We start from the raw sequence: 17,612 nt of genomic DNA, 5'->3' as shown, positions 1-17,612 counted from the left end.
GGCGCGTCGGCCAGTAGATGAAGCAGACTTTCTTTTAACGACGCATTCAGGCGCTGAACATGCGTTGCTCTACGGCTTCCCGCTTATCGCGATGTGTGAATCACCGGAGACCAGGCCAATTAATTACATTTATCACACGCCATACATTTTGAGGACAGAATTTGCTGGTAGAAATCATTTCCCTTGTCGTCTACCAGGATAAATGCCGGGAAGTTTTCAACGCTTATCTTCCATACGGCCTCCATTCCCAGTTCCGGCCAGGCGACGCATTCCAGACTTTTAATACTCTGCTGTGCCAGCACCGCTGCCGGACCGCCTATGCTTCCCAGATAGAATCCGCCATGTCTGGCGCAGGCGTCGGTTACCTGTTGACTGCGGTTGCCTTTTGCCAGCATCACCATGCTCGCGCCGTGTGACTGGAGGAGATCTACGTAGGAGTCCATGCGCCCGGCGGTGGTCGGACCGAGGGATCCGGAGGGATAGCCTTCCGGCGTTTTCGCCGGTCCGGCATAGTAGATCGGGTGATCTTTCACGTATTGCGGCAGCGGCTCGCCATTATCCAGCAGCGCCCTGAGCCTGGCATGGGCGATATCACGCGCCACGATGATGGTGCCGCTGAGCGACAGGCGGGTTGAAACCGGATAGCGGGAAAGCTGGCGCTGGATCTCTGACATCGGCTGGTTCAGATCGATGCTGACGGCATTGCCTTCGCCATGCTGACGCAGCGCCTGCGGGATGTACTGGCCTGGATTGTGCTCCAGTTTTTCGATCCAGATACCGTCACGGTTGATTTTAGCCTTAATATTCCGATCGGCAGAACAGGAAACGCCCATGCCCACCGGACAAGATGCGCCATGACGCGGCAGACGGATCACCCGGATATCATGGGCAAAATATTTACCGCCAAATTGCGCGCCAAGACCGAGCGTCTGCGCTTCTTCCAGCAGTGCCTGCTCAAGTTTAATGTCGCGGAAGGCCTGACCGTGCGCATTGCCTTCCGTCGGCAGGCTGTCGTAGTAGTGGGTGGAGGCCAGTTTGACCGTTTTCAGCGTCGCCTCAGCGGAGGTGCCGCCGATTACAAAGGCGATATGATAAGGCGGGCAGGCCGCCGTGCCGAGCGAGCGCATTTTATCAACCAGATAGTTTTTAAGTTTATCCGGTGACAGCAGCGCTTTGGTTTCCTGGTACAGATACGTTTTATTCGCCGAGCCGCCGCCTTTCGCGATACAAAGAAACCGGTACTCATCTCCCTCGACGCTATAGATATCGATCTGCCCCGGCAGGTTGGTTCCGGTATTGACCTCGCTGTACATATCCAGCGCCACGTTCTGCGAATAACGCAGATTATCTTCGGTCCAGGTATGGTAAACCCCACGGGCCAGCGCAGCTTCGTCATGACCGTCGGTCCAGACACGATGACCTTTTTTACCCATGATAATCGCCGTGCCGGTATCCTGGCAGGTAGGCAATATGCCTTTCGCGGCGATCTCCGAGTTGCGCAGAAATTGCAGGGCTACATATTTATCGTTATCACTGGCCTGCGGGTCGTCCAGGATCGCCGCCACCTGGCGCTGATGAGAGGGACGCAGCATATACGAGGCATCGTGAAAAGCCTGCTGTGCCAGCAGAGTCAGCGCGGCGGGGGCGACCTTCAGCACGGGTTGGCCCTCAAACTCGCTGACGGAAACATGGTCGGAACTTAACAAGTAGTAGTCGGTATCCTCGTGTTGCAGAGGAAACGGGTCCTGATAAATAAACGGTTTGTTCGACATTGTTTTTACTCCCTGAAATAAAGTCACCGGCAGTGCGCCGGTGACGGGTATCAGAACATCATGGACATCCATGGATAGGCGATCAGCAGCAGCGCGGCGAGGAAAATCGCGCCAAAAATGGTGCCGAGACGCCAGTAATCTTTGGTCGGTAAATAACCGCTACCGTAATAAATGGGGCTTGGCCCGGTTCCGTAAGGCGTGATGATGCCCATGACGCCCAGCGAGGTGACCATTAACATGACGAACACCTCCATGTTGATTCCCGGAATGGTCGACGCGATGGTCAGCATCGCAGGCAGCAGCGCAGTGGTATGCGCGGTGGAGCTGGCAAACAGATAGTGCAGCAAATAAAACGCCAGCAGCAGGCAGACGGTGGCGACGCCCGGTGAAATGCCGCTCATCAGCGCGCCGCCTTCTTTACCAAGCCAGGCGATAAAACCGGTTGATGACAGGCCGTCGGCAAGCGCCACCAGTGTCGCAAACCAGACAAAGGTGTTCCACGCGGCCTTGTTGCCGGTGATATCGCTCCATGACAGCACGCCGGTCCACAGCATCAGCACCACTACCAGCAGGGCGGCCATAGCAGGTTCGATCCACTGGGCGGCGAAAATCCACATCATCAGCGCGCAGCAGACAAAGACGAGGAGCAGAATTTCATGGCGTGAAAGCCTGCCGAGTTTCTCCAGCTCGCGGCTGGCCCACAGCGGCACTTCATCGTTTATTTTTACCTGCGGCGGATAGAGCCAGTACGCCAGCAGCGGCATGGTCAAAATCAGCAGTACCCCCACCGGCAGGAAGGCGATAAACCAGCCGCCCCAGGAAATATTCAGTCCGACGGTGCTTTTTACCAGCGCCAGCGCCAGCAGGTTGGGTGCCAGCGCAGAGAGAAACATCGAGCTGGTAATGCAGGCAGCGGTGATGGCGACCCACATCAGGTATGAACCGATGCGCCGCGCGCTCGGATCGTTCGGCTTCGAACCATACAGTGGCGGCAGGTTGGCGATGATCGGATAAATCGTTCCGCCGCTGCGTGCGGTGTTGGAAGGCGTGAACGGCGCGAGCAGCAGATCGGCAAAGGTGATCGCATATCCCAGCGTAAGGCTGCGGCGACCAAGGTACTTAACCAGAATCAATGCCAGGCGGCGACCGAACTGAGTTTTGTCATACCCGGCTGCAAACATAAAGGCGCCGAAAATCAACCATACGGTTGAGTTGCCGAAGCCGCTAACCGCCCACTTAAATGACTGGCTGGCAAGCTTAAAGCCTGGCGCGGCCAGTTGTTCGGGGCTGAACAACAGCCACTGGCTGGCAAGCGCGATGGCGACCACGCCGGTCATGCCAATCACCGCGCCCGGCAACGGCTCGAAAATAAGCCCGACAATCACCCCGACAAACAGGGCAAAGTAGTGCCAGGCATAGGGGGGAAGTCCGTCCGGAACCGGGACAAGCAGCAACAGCAGGGCGACAACGATCGGCAACGCCATCATCATAAGTCGACGTGGTTTACCCGGTTTCAGGGCTGTGGCACCGGCAAGCGGCAAGGGTAACGTTTCTGTTTTCATAAATAAACGCCTACGAGTAGTTGAAAATAGGGTTGTGCCATAAAACACCGCTGATAACTTTAATTACGAAACTTTTTTTAATTATTTAACTCACAGATGGTGTTTTATCGACAATAACGTAGCGCCGCGGAAGTGACGCTATGAAAAAAATAAGTGGTTTCTTTTTATATTGCCCCTTCATCAAAACAAGCAATTGATAAAGATCAATAAAACGTAATCAGAGCATAAAATTATTAGTATCATTTTTCAATTGCTCCGAATTTAATTCTTCCGGAGAAGATGACAGGCGCAGCGTTGACAGGATTTATTAATATTTGTATTTGTATTGCGTTTTTAAGTAACATATTGATAATTACGAATAAAAGTGTATTTATCTCGCTTTGTTGTTATGTGTAAAGTAATAGTTATGTTGCAGTAAATTAACAACTTGTAAAGATTGTATTTAAATTCTATAACCATTAAGAGGTAAGGTTGTTGCAGCCGGTATTAAATAGTTATTTAACTAACGTAATCAGTTTTGTAATTAAAGTTGGTAGTATATTAGTGATCTGGCTTTTAAGGATAAAAACGATAACCAAAAAAATCCGCCACCCCATTCTTTTTTAATATTTCAGGAACTGGAGAATTATTATGACCAGCTATGAACAAATCTTAAGCCCTTATACATTACCGAATGGTGCCGCGCTCAAAAATCGTCTGTTGATGGCACCGATGACCACTTGTTCAGGTTATTTTGATGGCACCGTCAGCCAGGAGCTGGTGGAATATTACCGGGCAAGAGCCGGCAGTGTTGGCGCGATTATTGTCGAATGCTGCTTTATCGACCCACTTGGTCCGGCCTTTCCCGGCGCGATTGGGATTGATAATGACAAAAAGGTTGCCGGACTGGCAAAAATCGCCAATGCCATCAAGGCGGAAGGTTCTAAAGCCATTTTACAGATTTACCACGGCGGCCGGATGGTTGATCCGCTGTTAATCGGCGGAAGAACGCCTGTTGCGCCGTCGGCGCTGGCCGCACCGCGCGAAGGGGCGGCCACGCCATCCATGCTCAGCAATGACGAGGTATCTGCGCTCATCGCTCAGTTCGGCGACGCCGTGCGGCGCGCCATTCAGGCAGGCTTCGACGGGGTGGAGATCCATGGGGCCAATACCTACCTGATCCAGCAATTTTTCTCCCCCAACTCCAACCAGCGCAAAGACGAGTGGGGCGGAAGCCGTGAAAACCGCGCCCGTTTCCCACTGGCGGTACTGGATATTACTCACCGGATGGCTCGCCAGTATGCCGATGACGCCTTTATCATCGGTTATCGTTTTTCGCCGGAAGAGCTGGAAGTGCCGGGCATTCGTTTCGACGATACCCTGTTTCTGCTGGAAAAGCTGGCGGCATGTGGGCTGGACTACCTCCATTTTTCCATTGGCACCAGCCTGCGCGCGTCGATTATTAACACCAGCGATCCGACGCCACTGATTAAAAAATATGTTGAACGGCGTTCTCAGACGCTGGCGCAGATCCCCATTATGGGCGTCGGCGGCGTGGTCAATATGACGGATGTGCAGTGTGGACTCGATAACGGCTATGATTTGATGGCCGTTGGCCGCGCCTGCATCGCTTACCCCGACTGGACGGCGCGCATTGCGCGCGGCGAGACGCTGGAGCTGTTTATCGACAGCACGCAGCAGGAAGCCCTGAAGATCCCCGAACCACTGTGGCGCTTTTCGCTGGTAGAAGCGATGATCCGCGATCTGAGCATGACGGCGGCGAAGTTCAAACCTGGCGTATTTGTCGAGAAAGTGCAGGATGACGCCCATGAGCTTACCATCAGCGTCAGCCTCGAAACGGACCGCCTGACCGACATCGAACTGTCGGCCGGCCCGCTGGACGATGTGGAATTCACCAGCAGCTTCAGCGAGATCCGCTCCCGCATCCTCAACGCCAACACCCCGCACGTTGACGCTATATCCGGGGCCACCAGCCAGAGCGAGGCGGTGAAAAAAGCCGTCGTCAAAGCCATGGCGAAATCCAGTAAGGCCCGGCGCGAAGAAGAGGGTAACGATGCCGACGCGGCGAAAAGTTATGATGTGGTCGTGATAGGCAGCGGTGGTGCCGGACTCGCGGCGGCGATTCAGGCCCATGACGACGGGGCCAGCGTGCTGATCGTCGAAAAAATGCCGACCCTCGGCGGCAATACGCTGAAAGCGTCCGCCGGGATGAATGCGGCAGAAACGCGCTTCCAGCGCGCCAGAGGCATCGAAGACAGTAAAGAGCTGTTTTACCAGGAGAGCCTGAAGGGCGGCCACAACAAAAATAACCCGCAGTTGCTGCGCCGGTTTGTGATGAACGCGCCGCTGGCCATCGAATGGCTGGCAGATCGTGGGATTATGCTCAATGATATTACCACGACCGGCGGCATGAGCATTGATCGTACTCACCGTCCGAGAGATGGCTCGGCCGTGGGCGGTTATTTAATCAGCGGCCTGGTACGCAATGTGACTCGTCGCGGCATTGATGTGATGCTGGAAACCAGCGTGGAGGAGATCCTGCGCCAGGATGGCGAAGTGTGCGGCGTGCGGCTGCTGACTGACGAGCAGGACGAGCTGACCATTGAGGCGAAAAATGTCATCGTGGCGACCGGGGGATTCAGCGCCAACAGCGAGATGGTGGTCAAATATCGTCCCGATCTGGCCGGGTTCGTCACGACCAACCATAAAGGCGCGACGGGCGGCGGCATCGCGTTGCTGGAGCGCATCGGCGCAGGCACCGTGGATATGGGTGAAATCCAGATCCACCCGACGGTGGAGCAAAGCAACTCGTATCTCATTTCGGAATCGATTCGTGGCGGAGGCGCGATCCTTGTCAATCAGCAGGGCGCGCGCTTTTTCAACGAAATGGAAACCCGCGATAAAGTCTCTGCCGCGATCATCGCGCTGGAGGAAAAATACGCGTGGATCGTCTTCGATGAGCAGGTGCGGGCGAAAAACAAAGCCGCTGATGAATATATTGCGCGGGGGCTGGTGACCAGCGCCAGCTCACCGCGCGCGCTGGCGGAAAAAGTGGGCTTTGAAAGCGACGTATTCCTTGCGACGCTTGAGCGCTACAATGATTTTGTCGGGCGCCAGTGCGATGAGGATTTTGGCCGCACCACCGCGCTGCGCTCGCCGGTTAACGCCGGGCCGTTCTATGCGATTCAGATTGCGCCGGGCGTCCACCACACCATGGGGGGCGTCACCATCAATGCCAGAACAGAAGTTCTTGATCGGGCGAACCAGCCACTTACCGGTGCCTGGGCGGCCGGAGAAGTGGTCGGCGGCATTCATGGCGGCAACCGAATTGGTGGCAACGCCGTAGCAGATATCATCATTTTTGGTATTCTCGCAGGACACCACGCCGCCGAACGCGCCAACCGTCTGGCGATCTCCCCGACGCGACGGGCCGGTTGATGTCCGCCTCCCGGCGGCATTCTGCCGCCGGGAAAAGTTCGCCGCTATCTGAAAGAGAACACAATGTCCGAACCTCGCCTGCACAGCTGGTCCACCGTCCTGATGGGATCGCCCATCATCCTCTCCCTGCTTATCGACGATCGCGATCTGGCTGGCCGCGTATTCCGTCTGATCCAGCGCTATGAAGACGCGCTGACCGTTAACCGCGCCGTTTCCCAGGTGATGGCTATTAATCACGCTGCGGGTCTGCATCCGGTGAAGGTCAGCAGCGCGGTTTTTGATCTGATCCGCTGTGCGAAGGAAGCCAGCCTGGTCAGCGGGAGTGTGTTCAATCTGGCGATTGGCCCGCTGGTCAAACTGTGGCGCATTGGCTTCCAGGGCAACCGGATACCTGACCGGGATGAAATTGCTGACCGGCTGCTGCTGACCCGCCCGACAGACGTCATCCTTGATGTCGCCGATCGCAGCGTCTTTCTGGCCCACGCCGGAATGGAGATCGATTTAGGCGCCATCGCCAAAGGCTACATCGCCGATCGGGTGCGGGATTTTCTGCGCCAGCAGGGGGTTGAACAGGCGCTCATTAATCTTGGCGGCAACGTGCTGACCCTTGGCGCGCCGCAGGGGACATGGTCGGTAGGGGTGAAAAAGCCCTTTGCCGCCGCCGATGCGCTGGTGGGTGTCGTTGAGGTCGCCAATAAATCGGTCGTGACGTCTGGCATCTACGAACGCTGGTTTGAACAGGACGGCAAGCGCTGGCACCATATCCTCGATCCGCGAAACGGTTATCCGCTGGACAATGAGCTTGAGAGCGTAACCATCGTCTCCGGCGATTCGCTGGACGGGGACGTCTGGACGACACTACTGTACGGTTTCGGCGTGGAGAAAGGGTGTGCATTACTGCGCCAGCGCGAGGATATCGAAGCGATTTTTATCACCAAAAACCGCGATGTGATCCTCTCCTCACAGCGTCAATTCCGTTTTACGCTGCTTGACGACAGCTACCGTGTCAGTGCGTGTACTGCTTGAGCAGGCTGTATTGCTCCGCCACTAGCCGGTAGCGATACACCGGACGCCCGGTGGCACCATAGTGGATCGTGGTATAAAGAATACTAATTTGCGACAGCCAGATAAGATATTTCCGGCAGGAAACGCGGGAAACATTCACCGCGCTGGCCAGTTCATCGGTTGAAAACTCCGCCTCCGGATGGGCATCGATCCACTGGCAAATGGTGCGCAACGTCTGGGCTGTGAGGCCCTTCGGCAGGCGGCTGGTATCGACAGCGTCCGGAGCTCCGCTGTGCAGCAAGCGATCGACATCGGACTGTTCGAACCACTGCTGGGCGGCAATCTGTTTGCGCTGTTTGCGCCACGTCAGTAGCGCCTCTTCAAAGCGTGGAAACTGAAAGGGCTTAATCAGATAATCAACGACGCCATAACGCATTGATGTCTGCACCGTAGAAGCGTCGGCGGCGGAGGTGATCATGATGATGTCAATCGCTCGCCCCGACGCGCGGATCCTCGGAAGTAAATCCAGACCGCTGTCCTGCTGCATATACACATCCAGTAGCACCAGGTCGATTTCCTGCTGCGGATCGTTAATCAGCGCTTCGGCCTGGCGGAGCGTGGAGGCGGTGGCGCAGCAGTGGAAACCGGCGATTTTCGCCACATACAGGCGGTTGAGTTCAGCAACCATCGCATCATCGTCAACAATCAAAACATTAATCACGCGCTGTTCCTCTCGCTATCCCAGGGAAGATGGGCATAAAATTGTGTAAACACGCCGGGTTCGGACTCGACGGTAATCGTACCGCCCAGTTCCCGGAGCTGCTGGCTGGCGAGAAACAGACCGACGCCGCGATCGTCGCCTTTGGTTGAAAAACCCTTATTAAAAATTAACGGAAGATGACTTGCCAGGATACCCGGTCCGTCGTCACTCACTTCGGCGATCAGCCAGCCGTTCATATAATGCAGCAACAATCCCACTTCGCCTTCATTTTGATCGCTCATCGCGTCCAGGGCGTTTTCAATCAGATTGCCCAGCACGGTGACCAGCGCCATGACCTGCTTCTCGTCGGGATTGTCGGGCACCAGGCTCTCATCCGCCAGCGTAAGCGTGAACCCACGCTCTTTGGCGCTGTTGATTTTACCGAGCAGAAAACCCGCCACTACCGGCGATTTGATGCGGTGCTGAATCGCGCCGATCTCCCGCTGATAATTATGGGCCGTTTGCAGTACGTACTCCTCAAGCTTGTCATAGCTTTTCATGCTCAGCAGGCCGAGGATGACGTGTAGTTTATTCATAAATTCATGCGAGGTAGTCCGCAGGGCATCAACGTAATTAACCATCCCGTCGAGACGCTGGAGCAACTGGCTGACCTCTGTTTTGTCACGGAAGGTGCTGATGGCACCAATCACCGCGCCCTCGCTGCGAACCGGTACAGTATTGCTGAGCAACAGCAGGCCGTTGCAGCTCAACTCGCGATCCGCAATGGGCACGCCGGTTCTCACTGCTTCCTGCAACAGCGTCGTCAGCAGGACGTTATCGGTGGAATTATGTTGATTTTGCTCGTCGCTAAACAGCATGTGCCGGGCGGCATTGTTCAACAACGTCACGCGGCCTTCAGCATCGGTCGCGATGACGCCTTCTTTCAGCGACTCCAGCATGGCCTGCCGCTGTTGGTATAGCGCGGTAATTTCATACGGCTCAAGCCCCAGTAGTACTCGCTTAAGGGCGTGAACCAGCCGCCAGATACCGAGCGTGGCGACCGCCACGGTAAAGAGCAGCGTCCACAGCACGCTCCAGCGGCTGCGATTGATCTGCGCATCCACTTTGCTCAGGGAGATACCCACCACGACCACGCCGATCTGCCGGTGCCGGGCGTCATAGACCGGTGTGAAGACGCGCATCGCCAGGCCCAGTACGCCATGATTAATCGCCGTATTTTCTTTGCCGTGCAGGGCAGTTTGCAGATCGTCGCCGATAAAACGCTGGCCGATAAGCCCGGCGTCAGGATGGGAGTAGCGGATGCCGTCCATGTTTGTCACTACCGCAAACAGCAGGTCGTTGCGGGTGGTCACCGCCATCGCCTGCGACTGGACAGGCCCGTTGATGGGCGGCTGCGTCAGGCCCTTTTTCACCTCCGGCGCGTTCGCCAGAGTGCGGGCCACTGCCAGCGCGGTGGCCTGCAAATTGTCGCGCGTGGCGTTGCTGACCTGCCAGAACCACAGCGCAAAGACCAGCGCCAGTATCGATCCGGTAACGCAGCACACCATCAAAGTCACCGTCGTGCTCAGTTTCATAGGGTGCTTACGTGCGGAATAAACGAAGTGGGGGAAAGCATTCATAAACAGCCCGGATATTACAACGATGAACCATTATCACCGACAGCAGCGATATCATAAAGCATTCTCCGCACCGCAAAATGCGAGGATTGCCTGGGGAAGCGTGACGCCATTCGCAGGTAATCAATGCAAATAACCTTATAGTACGAATGGCGTTAATAATAAGGAGATAATAATGAGCAGTGAGCATGACCGTATTCCGTCGTTTCTGCGCAGCGCCGCAGCGGAACCGCTCGACCATTTGTCGACGCTGGACATGGTAACCGTCATCAACGGCGAGGATCGGCGTATCGCCGGGGCGGTTGCTGCTTGTTTGCCGGAGATTGCGCGCATTGTGGACAACGCCGCCGATATTATTGGCCGGGGCGGCAGGGTAGTGTTGATTGGCGCGGGCGGATCCGGGCGCGCCGCAATGGAGGCGGTAAGCGAATTCTCCCCGGATGGCGATCATGGTTTGCGGGCGCTGGTGGCGGGGGGGGAGAAAACCCTGCTGCACATGCGTAACGAGGCCGCTGACGACTATGACCGGGGAATTCGTGATTTGCAGTCCATCGCGTTTGATCACAACGACATGCTGCTCGCCCTCTCGGTCAGCGGCAAAACCCCGTGGGTGTGGGGTGGGTTGCGTCACGCCGGATCTCAGGGTTCGCGCATCGCGCTTATCACCGGCAACGCTGCCAGCGAAGCCGCCCAACTGGCAGAGATGATCGTCGCGCCGGATACCGGACCGGAAGTGGTGGCCGGGTTCAGTACCCCCAAAGCGCAGCTGGCACAGCAGCAAATACTGACGATGATCGTCAGCGGTCTGGCGATCCGCGCCGGGCGAACGTGGCGCAACATGCGCGTGGACGTACCTTTTCACTCGGATCGCTGGTGCGAACGCCAGATCGCAGTCGTCATGGCGGCCAGCGACTGCTCGCGCAGCGAGGCGAAAGCCGCGCTTCAAGCCTGTCATCGCCACTGCCCGACCGCCATCCTGACGATCCTTACCGGGATGGACCCCGGCGAGGCGCGCAGGATACTGAAGGACAATGACGATCGTCTGCGTTTCGCGTTGCAGCAAACACAAAGCCCGCTTGCCGGAGCCTGAACCCGTGCGCGCGGTACCTGCCGCGCGAGGGGTGCCGCTACAGCGAGGCGCGTCGGTATGAAGCATATTTTGCCTTCCAGTACATCTGTTCGATGCGCTTCTCCAGCGCGGCATCGCTCACCGTCGGCGCGATCCCTTCTTCCATCGCCGTTCGCGCCACGGCAAGCGCGATGTTGCGGGATACCGCTTCAATGTCATCCACCGGCGGCAGCAGGCCGCCTTTTTCGGTCTTCACCAGCGGTGAATGCGCCGCCAGCGCGCGGCTGGCCGTCATTAGCATCCCCTCTGTGACCCGCAGGGCTTTGCTGGCCAGCACGCCGAGGCCCAGACCAGGGAAGATATACGCGTTATTGCACTGGGCGATGTCATATTGCGCATCCTGCCAGAATACTGGTGCAAAAGGGCTGCCGGTGGCAACCAACGCCGCACCCTGCGTCCACTCGATCAGGTCTGCAGGCTGCGCTTCCGCGCGCGAGGTCGGATTAGAGAGCGGCATAATGATCGGGCGCGGGCAGTGTGCGTGCATCGCTTTTACGATCTCTTCGCTGAACAGCCCCGGCTGACCTGATACGCCAATCAGCACCGTCGGATGCGCATTTTGCACCACTTCCAGCAGCGAGATGTTGGTCGATGCTACCTGCCAGTGGCTGAGATCCTCACGGGCAGTGACCAGGTTCTGCTGGAAGTCGAGCAGATTCGGCATGTCATCGGTAAGCAGACCAAAACGATCCACCATAAAAATACGACGCCGGGCTTCGGCTTCGGTCAGGCCATCGTCAACCATCAACGCAACGATCTTCGCGGCAATACCGCAGCCCGCAGAGCCGCTGCCTAAAAATACCACCCGCTGATCGCGCACGCGTGTTCCGGCGGCGTGGGCGGCGGCGATAAGCGTGCCGGAGGTGACGGCGGCGGTGCCCTGAATATCATCATTAAAGCAGCAGAGCTGGTCGCGATAGCGGTTCAGCAGTTTGGTGGCGTTTTTCTGGGCGAAATCTTCGAACTGTAGCAGGACATCCGGCCAGCGGGTTTTCACCGCCTCAATAAACATATCCATAAATTCGGTGTATTCATCGTCGCTGATGCGCGGATGACGCCAGCCCATATAGAGCGGATCTTCCAGATGCTGGGTATTGTTAGTGCCGACATCCAGCATGATGGGCAGCGTAGAGGCCGGGGGAATGCCGCCGCAGGCGGTGTAGAGCGACAGTTTACCAATCGGGATCCCCATCCCACCGATGCCCTGGTCGCCCAGGCCGAGAATACGCTCTCCGTCAGTGACTACGATGACGCGAATATCGTTGCGCGAGAAGCTTTGCAGCATTTCATCAATACGGTGGCGGTTGGGCCAGGAAATAAACAGGCCGCGCGCGCGGCGGTAGAGGGTAGAAAAATGCTCGCAGGCTTCGCCCACCGTGGGGGTATAAATGATCGGCAACGTTTCCTTCATGTGCGTGCGCAGGAGATTATAAAATAGCGTTTCGTTGGTATCCTGAATATTACGCAGATACACATGGCGGGAAATATCGCGATTAAAATGACAGAATTGTCCCCAGGCGCGCTCGGTTTGCTCTTCGATGGTTTCGATATTCTGCGGTAATAAACCATGCAGATTGAAGTTATCGCGCTCCTGTTCACTGAAGGCCAGCCCTTTGTTTAAGAGCGGCGTTTCCAGCAGAACCGCGCCGTTATAGGGAGTGTACAAAATTTCATTGCCTGACATGCGTTGCTCCTGAATATAAAGATAACGAGAGTGCGTTGTTAACGTGTTTTGTCCGCCGTACATGACGATCGTGCGGAAGCGGCCTGTCACGATAGCGTGTTGCCGGGCCGGACGGCCCACCGTTTACGAAATCAAATAAATCATTATTCCTTCCGTCACCACCCCGACGGCGGTGCCGATTAAAATGGTCGATGAGGCTGAATCAATATAGGTATCGCTGCGTAAGGCAAACATACCTGCGGCAATAGCGGAAGGGGTCGCGCCGATAATGACCACCTGCTGCAACAGGGTATGACTCAGGCCAAATGCCACGCCCGCTGCGGCCATCATGGCGGGCTGTATAAGATTTTTAATGCCAATATTGGTGCAGGTCTGAATATTGAGTTGCGGACGCTCGCCATAAAAAAGCAAACCCAGGGCGAACAGCGACAGACCGCCCGCCACTTTACCGACCATTTCAATCGGCATACTCAGCAGATGCGGTATTTGCACGCCCGCGAGACTCAGCAGGACGCCGGAAACCGGTATCCACACGATAGGGTTGCGGGCCGCTTTAATCAGATTCTGCACCACCATTTTGCCCGGATTCAGCGTGCTGAGGTCGCTGTCTTTATCGCCCATACGAATCAGCACGATAGTCAGCGGGATCATAAAAACGCTGGTGATCAGGTTGCCGATCAGCACACCGAGAAAACCCTCCGGCCCGATGAGCACTGAGAGTACCGGCGCGCCAAAATAGGCCATATCCGGAAAGGCGCAGACCAGCGACTGGATGGCGCTGGTTTTAATGTCGTGACGAAAGACGTAGCGTGAGAGGCACAGGGTCAGTAAATAGGAGCCCATCAACCCAATCACCAGCACGGCCATAAAAGAGAGATTTTTTATTTTATTCGGATCGGTATTCAGCGCGCCGATAAAGAGATGAAAGGGCAGCGCAAAACGGATCACCACCGTCGCCAGTACGCTGGCATCTTCACGACGCGTATAGCCTAATTTTCCGCTTAGCCATCCTAATAGCATAATAAAGACCAGCGGAAACAGCGATTGTAAAAGTAATGAGGGCATAACATATCCTGTAGGGTATCATTTTTTAGGTTTCGTTCAGACGTTAATCTAACGAACAGGGAATTTATCAAGGGTGATAAAGATCACAGTCCGTCTGGTTTAAATAATTACAAAAGGGTTAATTTAATTTCAATTGTTGATGCGATAATGAATCCTGGATTTTGCATTTAATATAACCTGATGTTTTTAATGGTTTTATCAAGTTACTGTATTCCTCTGAAAACCTGTCAGCGCTGCGGCTTTTGGATTATTGCTGTAATGCTACAGCCCTTTACCAAAAATAGTGAGTGCGGGACGTTTGTCGATTAAATAACTTTACTTACAAAACGCTGAAGAAAAGTTATTTAACGCTGAATTTGTGCGCTGTTCACAATTTTATTGCGGGTAATAGTGCATCCTTTTTTTCAGCATCGTGCCCGTGCTTATTTTCGCTGAAACATAAACGTTCAGAGCACTTTTTTATTATTTTATTTTGACTATTAAAATGAGAACCACAGAAATAACGTTGCCTGTTTCTGTGCCTTTTTATCCTACGAGCAAATCAGGTGAACAAAATGAAAAATAATCCTTTGCAGCCAACTCCTCCGACGCCGGCGTCGCGCTTTGCTTTTGCTGGCCCGGCCTCGCGCCTGCTGAGCAATACCGAAGTAGGGACCGTCCCGCTGATCTTGTTTATGGGGATCGCCATGATTGTGGCGTTATCCGCATGGGCGGGAGTGTTGCCGAAAAATATGATTGGCGGGCTGGCGGTGATTATGACCCTCGGCTTTGCCTTTGCGAAAATTGGCCGTCGCATTCCGCTGTTTAAAGATATCGGCGGGCCGGCGATCTTATGCCTGATGCTGCCGTCTGTTCTGGTCTACTTCGGTGTCTTCCAGAAGCATACACTTGACACGGTGCATCTGTTGATGAAGGAGGCCAACCTGCTTTACTTTGTCATCGCCTGCCTGGTGGTGGGAAGTATTCTGGGCATGAACCGTATTATTCTCATTCAGGGAATGTTACGCATGTTCGTGCCGCTGGTTGTGGGCACGGTGATGGCGACAATCGTCGGGCTGGCGGTGGGATCGCTGTTTGGCTATAGCCTGTACCATACCTTCTTCTTTATTATTGTGCCGATCATTGGCGGAGGCATTGGCGAGGGTATTCTGCCGCTGTCGCTGGCGTACTCAGCGATCCTCGGCCAGACGCCAGACGTTTACGTGGCGCAACTGGCCCCGGCGGCGGTGGTAGGCAATATCTTCGCCATCATTTGCGCAGGCGTCCTTGCACGACTCGGCAGCCGTCGCCCGACGCTGACCGGCAACGGTATGTTGATCCGCAGCAACGAAGAGAACCAAATGTTTACCCGCGCACAGGACGCGCAGCAAACCGATTTCAATCTGATGGGCGGCGGGCTGCTGTTGATCTGCGCCTTCTTTATCGTCGGCGGACTATTCGAAAACATCGTCCACATTCCCGGACCGGTGCTGATGATCCTTATCGCGGTATTGTGTAAGTATGCCCGCGTTATTCCCGCTTCAATGGAACAGGGCGCGCACAGTTGCTACAAATTTGTCTCCGCAGCGCTGGTCTGGCCGCTGATGATAGGACTTGGAATGCTGTACGTGCCGCTGGAAAGCGTAGTGTCGGTTTTCTCTGTCGGTTATGTCGTCGTGTGCGGCGCGATTGTTATCGCCATGGCGTTAAGCGGCTACTTTATTGCCTCGCGGCTGAACATGTATCCCGTCGAGGCGGCTATCGTTACCAGCTGCCATAGCGGACTGGGCGGTACGGGGGATGTGGCAATCTTATCTGCGGCCAATCGCATGTCGTTAATGCCGTTCGCGCAAATTGCAACACGTATCGGCGGTGCATCTACGGTAATCATGGCTACTTTACTATTAAGCTGGTTGGTATAAACCAAAAATAGTATAAATGGATAATGCCTGAAAGGATTCATTCTGAGTTGGTTTTTACATAAGCTCGCCGAACTCATAGTTTCGGTGAGCCATCTATAATATCTGTGGCTTTACATGATCCCGGTATTGGACTATGAAATGTCGAAGAGAATCAACGTAACGCAAACTAACGAAAGAAACGAGAGGGTAGTCAGAAATCACAACGTATTGATTCATCTATGTGTGGATGTGAAGAATGAAGTAAAGTACCTTCGCAGGTAATTTAACATAATATACATTATGCGCACTTACAGCATAAGGGCTAAATAATCATGCCAATCTGGGCACTCGGCCGACCATCGAGTGATTCTGAGGATGGCAAAATCCCACTCGAGATCTTGTCTACTTACTCTTATCTTCTGTTGTTCCGCAGCGTTGCTTTTCCTGCTCTGTCATCATTCATCGGCAGGATTTTTTCATTTTATCCACAGGCATTCCAATTTCAGACACTCGGCTCCTTTATAGATGCACTCGTCATACACCTGATAACCGATGTTCTCAGCAACGTTGATCGAAGCTACATTGTCCTTCGCAATAAGGCAGATCGTTTTGGCTGGCGAATACGTACCAACAAACCATGTGTGTGCCGCATTGGCGGCTTCCTTTGCGATCCCCTGATGCTGGGCGGCTTGCGATACGACCCAGGATGCCTCGGCATACTTCCCGAAGTTCTCATCGATACCTCGATGAAAATTTGCCAGACCTGTTTCTCCCAGAAACGCGCCATCAATTTTTCGCAGGATCGCAAAAATGCCATAACCAAAGGTTGCCCAGTGGCCAACATTGCGCAGTAAGCGATTCCAGCCTTCTTCAGGCGTGAAACCTGGTGCATTCATCAGTTTTGGATCGGCATACATGGGATACCATGCGGCGAAATCAGTGATAACCTGGGGGCGTAAAATCAATCGGTCCGTGACAATAGTGGGCATTGTTTTTCCTGCAATGCAATGGCATGTGCCCTCCATTGTATCTCACGGATCACTGGCGGGAAAACATCGATGCGATCAGAATAACGAAGCCCGGCGATGTTCCTGCGCCGGGCTTGTGGAGATGAGATTATGTTAAACCGACGTCGTTACGCTTGTTGGAGGCTGTTCAAATCTCTGAGCATCCGCTTAAGACACTTAATTTTATTTTTATCGCGTATCGCCCCTGAAACTTTGCTCAACTGAAAAAAGGTTTTGTCACCAAAACCATCAATGACTTTAAAGCGATACTCCTGACGTGTGCTGTCCCAGGCGTAGACAATATTTTTACAATGTAGAGAATTAATAATCACACGCGTGCTAACAAACCATGCTAAAAAAACATTCAGCTTCTGGAGTTTATGTGCATCAAGCTCTTTGTTCAGGGCAAGCTGATAAAGGGTCTGGGCAATGTTATTTTGTTCATCGCACTCTTTTACAATGACTTGCCCTACTCCTCTGTTTGTTTCGATCAGCCCCAGGATTTTCTGCATAAAAAGCGAGTCAGCCTCATTATGGGGCTTGCACTCTTTGATATCCCGGTGAACTTCACGCTGCTTGCTTTTATACTTTGCAATCCCAGGAATAACGATTTTAATCAGTAGCTTACTATCTTGTGGATGCTGAAAGACATAACGATCGTTGCCCCTGGCCAGCAAATCATCATCGGTCAACACAAGCTCTTGCTTCATAATGGTTTTTGGACTCTTACCCG

General features: G+C 54.3%; 12 protein-coding genes. 4 read left to right on the top strand and 8 right to left on the bottom strand.

All coding sequences use genetic code 11. The features are described 5' to 3' along the window. Positions 1-119 precede the first annotated feature (119 nt). Complete coding sequence (gene fumA / locus INT84_RS05625) at positions 120-1,772, bottom strand: class I fumarate hydratase FumA (RefSeq protein WP_194205958.1); 1,653 nt, start codon at positions 1,770-1,772, stop codon at positions 120-122. Positions 1,773-1,822: 50 nt separating this feature from the next. Continuing rightward, a complete protein-coding gene (locus tag INT84_RS05620) occupies positions 1,823-3,334 on the bottom strand; it encodes an anion permease (protein WP_194205957.1) in 1,512 nt (503 codons plus the stop codon). Positions 3,335-3,964: 630 nt separating this feature from the next. Here INT84_RS05620 and INT84_RS05615 point away from each other — a divergent pair. Both INT84_RS05615 and INT84_RS05610 read left to right on the top strand, forming a co-directional pair. Continuing rightward, entirely contained in the window at positions 3,965-6,772 is a 2,808-nt protein-coding gene (locus INT84_RS05615) for a flavocytochrome c (protein ID WP_194205956.1), read from the top strand. Positions 6,773-6,835: 63 nt separating this feature from the next. Then, positions 6,836-7,798 (top strand): FAD:protein FMN transferase, encoded by a 963-nt coding sequence (locus INT84_RS05610; protein ID WP_194205955.1) that lies wholly within the window; start codon positions 6,836-6,838, stop codon positions 7,796-7,798. Here the strand turns inward: INT84_RS05610 and dcuR are convergent. Both dcuR and INT84_RS05600 read right to left on the bottom strand, forming a co-directional pair. Continuing rightward, the gene (gene dcuR / locus INT84_RS05605; RefSeq protein ID WP_194205954.1) at positions 7,779-8,498 is read right to left on the bottom strand and encodes a two-component system response regulator DcuR; all 720 of its coding nucleotides are present in this window, start codon (positions 8,496-8,498) and stop codon (positions 7,779-7,781) included. The two genes, INT84_RS05610 and dcuR, sit on opposite strands and share 20 nt — an antisense overlap. Beyond that, positions 8,495-10,117, bottom strand: coding sequence for a sensor histidine kinase (locus tag INT84_RS05600; RefSeq protein ID WP_194205953.1), 1,623 nt, complete (start codon positions 10,115-10,117; stop codon positions 8,495-8,497). The genes dcuR and INT84_RS05600 overlap by 4 nt, the downstream gene beginning before the upstream one ends. A gap of 172 nt (positions 10,118-10,289) precedes the next feature. On the opposite strand from INT84_RS05600, the gene INT84_RS05595 reads away from it, so the two are divergent. After that, positions 10,290-11,204, top strand: coding sequence for an N-acetylmuramic acid 6-phosphate etherase (locus tag INT84_RS05595; protein WP_194205952.1), 915 nt, complete (start codon positions 10,290-10,292; stop codon positions 11,202-11,204). Between the two features lie 37 nt (positions 11,205-11,241). Here the strand turns inward: INT84_RS05595 and INT84_RS05590 are convergent, their stop codons facing one another. Together INT84_RS05590 and INT84_RS05585 are read right to left on the bottom strand one after the other, a co-directional pair. Then, on the bottom strand, positions 11,242-12,927 hold the full coding sequence (locus INT84_RS05590) for an NAD-dependent malic enzyme (protein WP_194205951.1): 1,686 nt from the start codon (positions 12,925-12,927) through the stop codon (positions 11,242-11,244). A gap of 123 nt (positions 12,928-13,050) precedes the next feature. Then, positions 13,051-13,992 (bottom strand): AEC family transporter, encoded by a 942-nt coding sequence (locus INT84_RS05585; protein WP_194205950.1) that lies wholly within the window; start codon positions 13,990-13,992, stop codon positions 13,051-13,053. Positions 13,993-14,546: 554 nt separating this feature from the next. Here INT84_RS05585 and INT84_RS05580 point away from each other — a divergent pair. After that, complete coding sequence (locus INT84_RS05580; protein ID WP_194205949.1) at positions 14,547-15,893, top strand: 2-hydroxycarboxylate transporter family protein; 1,347 nt, start codon at positions 14,547-14,549, stop codon at positions 15,891-15,893. 455 nt (positions 15,894-16,348) lie between these two features. Here INT84_RS05580 and INT84_RS05575 read toward each other — a convergent pair whose 3' ends face one another. Together INT84_RS05575 and INT84_RS05570 are read right to left on the bottom strand one after the other, a co-directional pair. Continuing rightward, positions 16,349-16,861, bottom strand: a complete 513-nt coding sequence (locus tag INT84_RS05575) for a GNAT family N-acetyltransferase (RefSeq protein ID WP_194205948.1) — start codon at positions 16,859-16,861, stop codon at positions 16,349-16,351. A gap of 146 nt (positions 16,862-17,007) precedes the next feature. Continuing rightward, positions 17,008-17,589 (bottom strand): YrbL family protein, encoded by a 582-nt coding sequence (locus tag INT84_RS05570; RefSeq protein ID WP_194205947.1) that lies wholly within the window; start codon positions 17,587-17,589, stop codon positions 17,008-17,010. Between the last annotated feature and the right edge of the window lie 23 nt (positions 17,590-17,612).

It is taken from the genome of Superficieibacter sp. 1612_C1, assembly GCF_015234305.1.
Classification (GTDB): Bacteria; Pseudomonadota; Gammaproteobacteria; order Enterobacterales; family Enterobacteriaceae; genus Superficieibacter.
The sequence above is the reverse complement of the archived record's forward strand: the minus strand, read 5'-3'. Positions and strand labels throughout refer to the sequence as shown.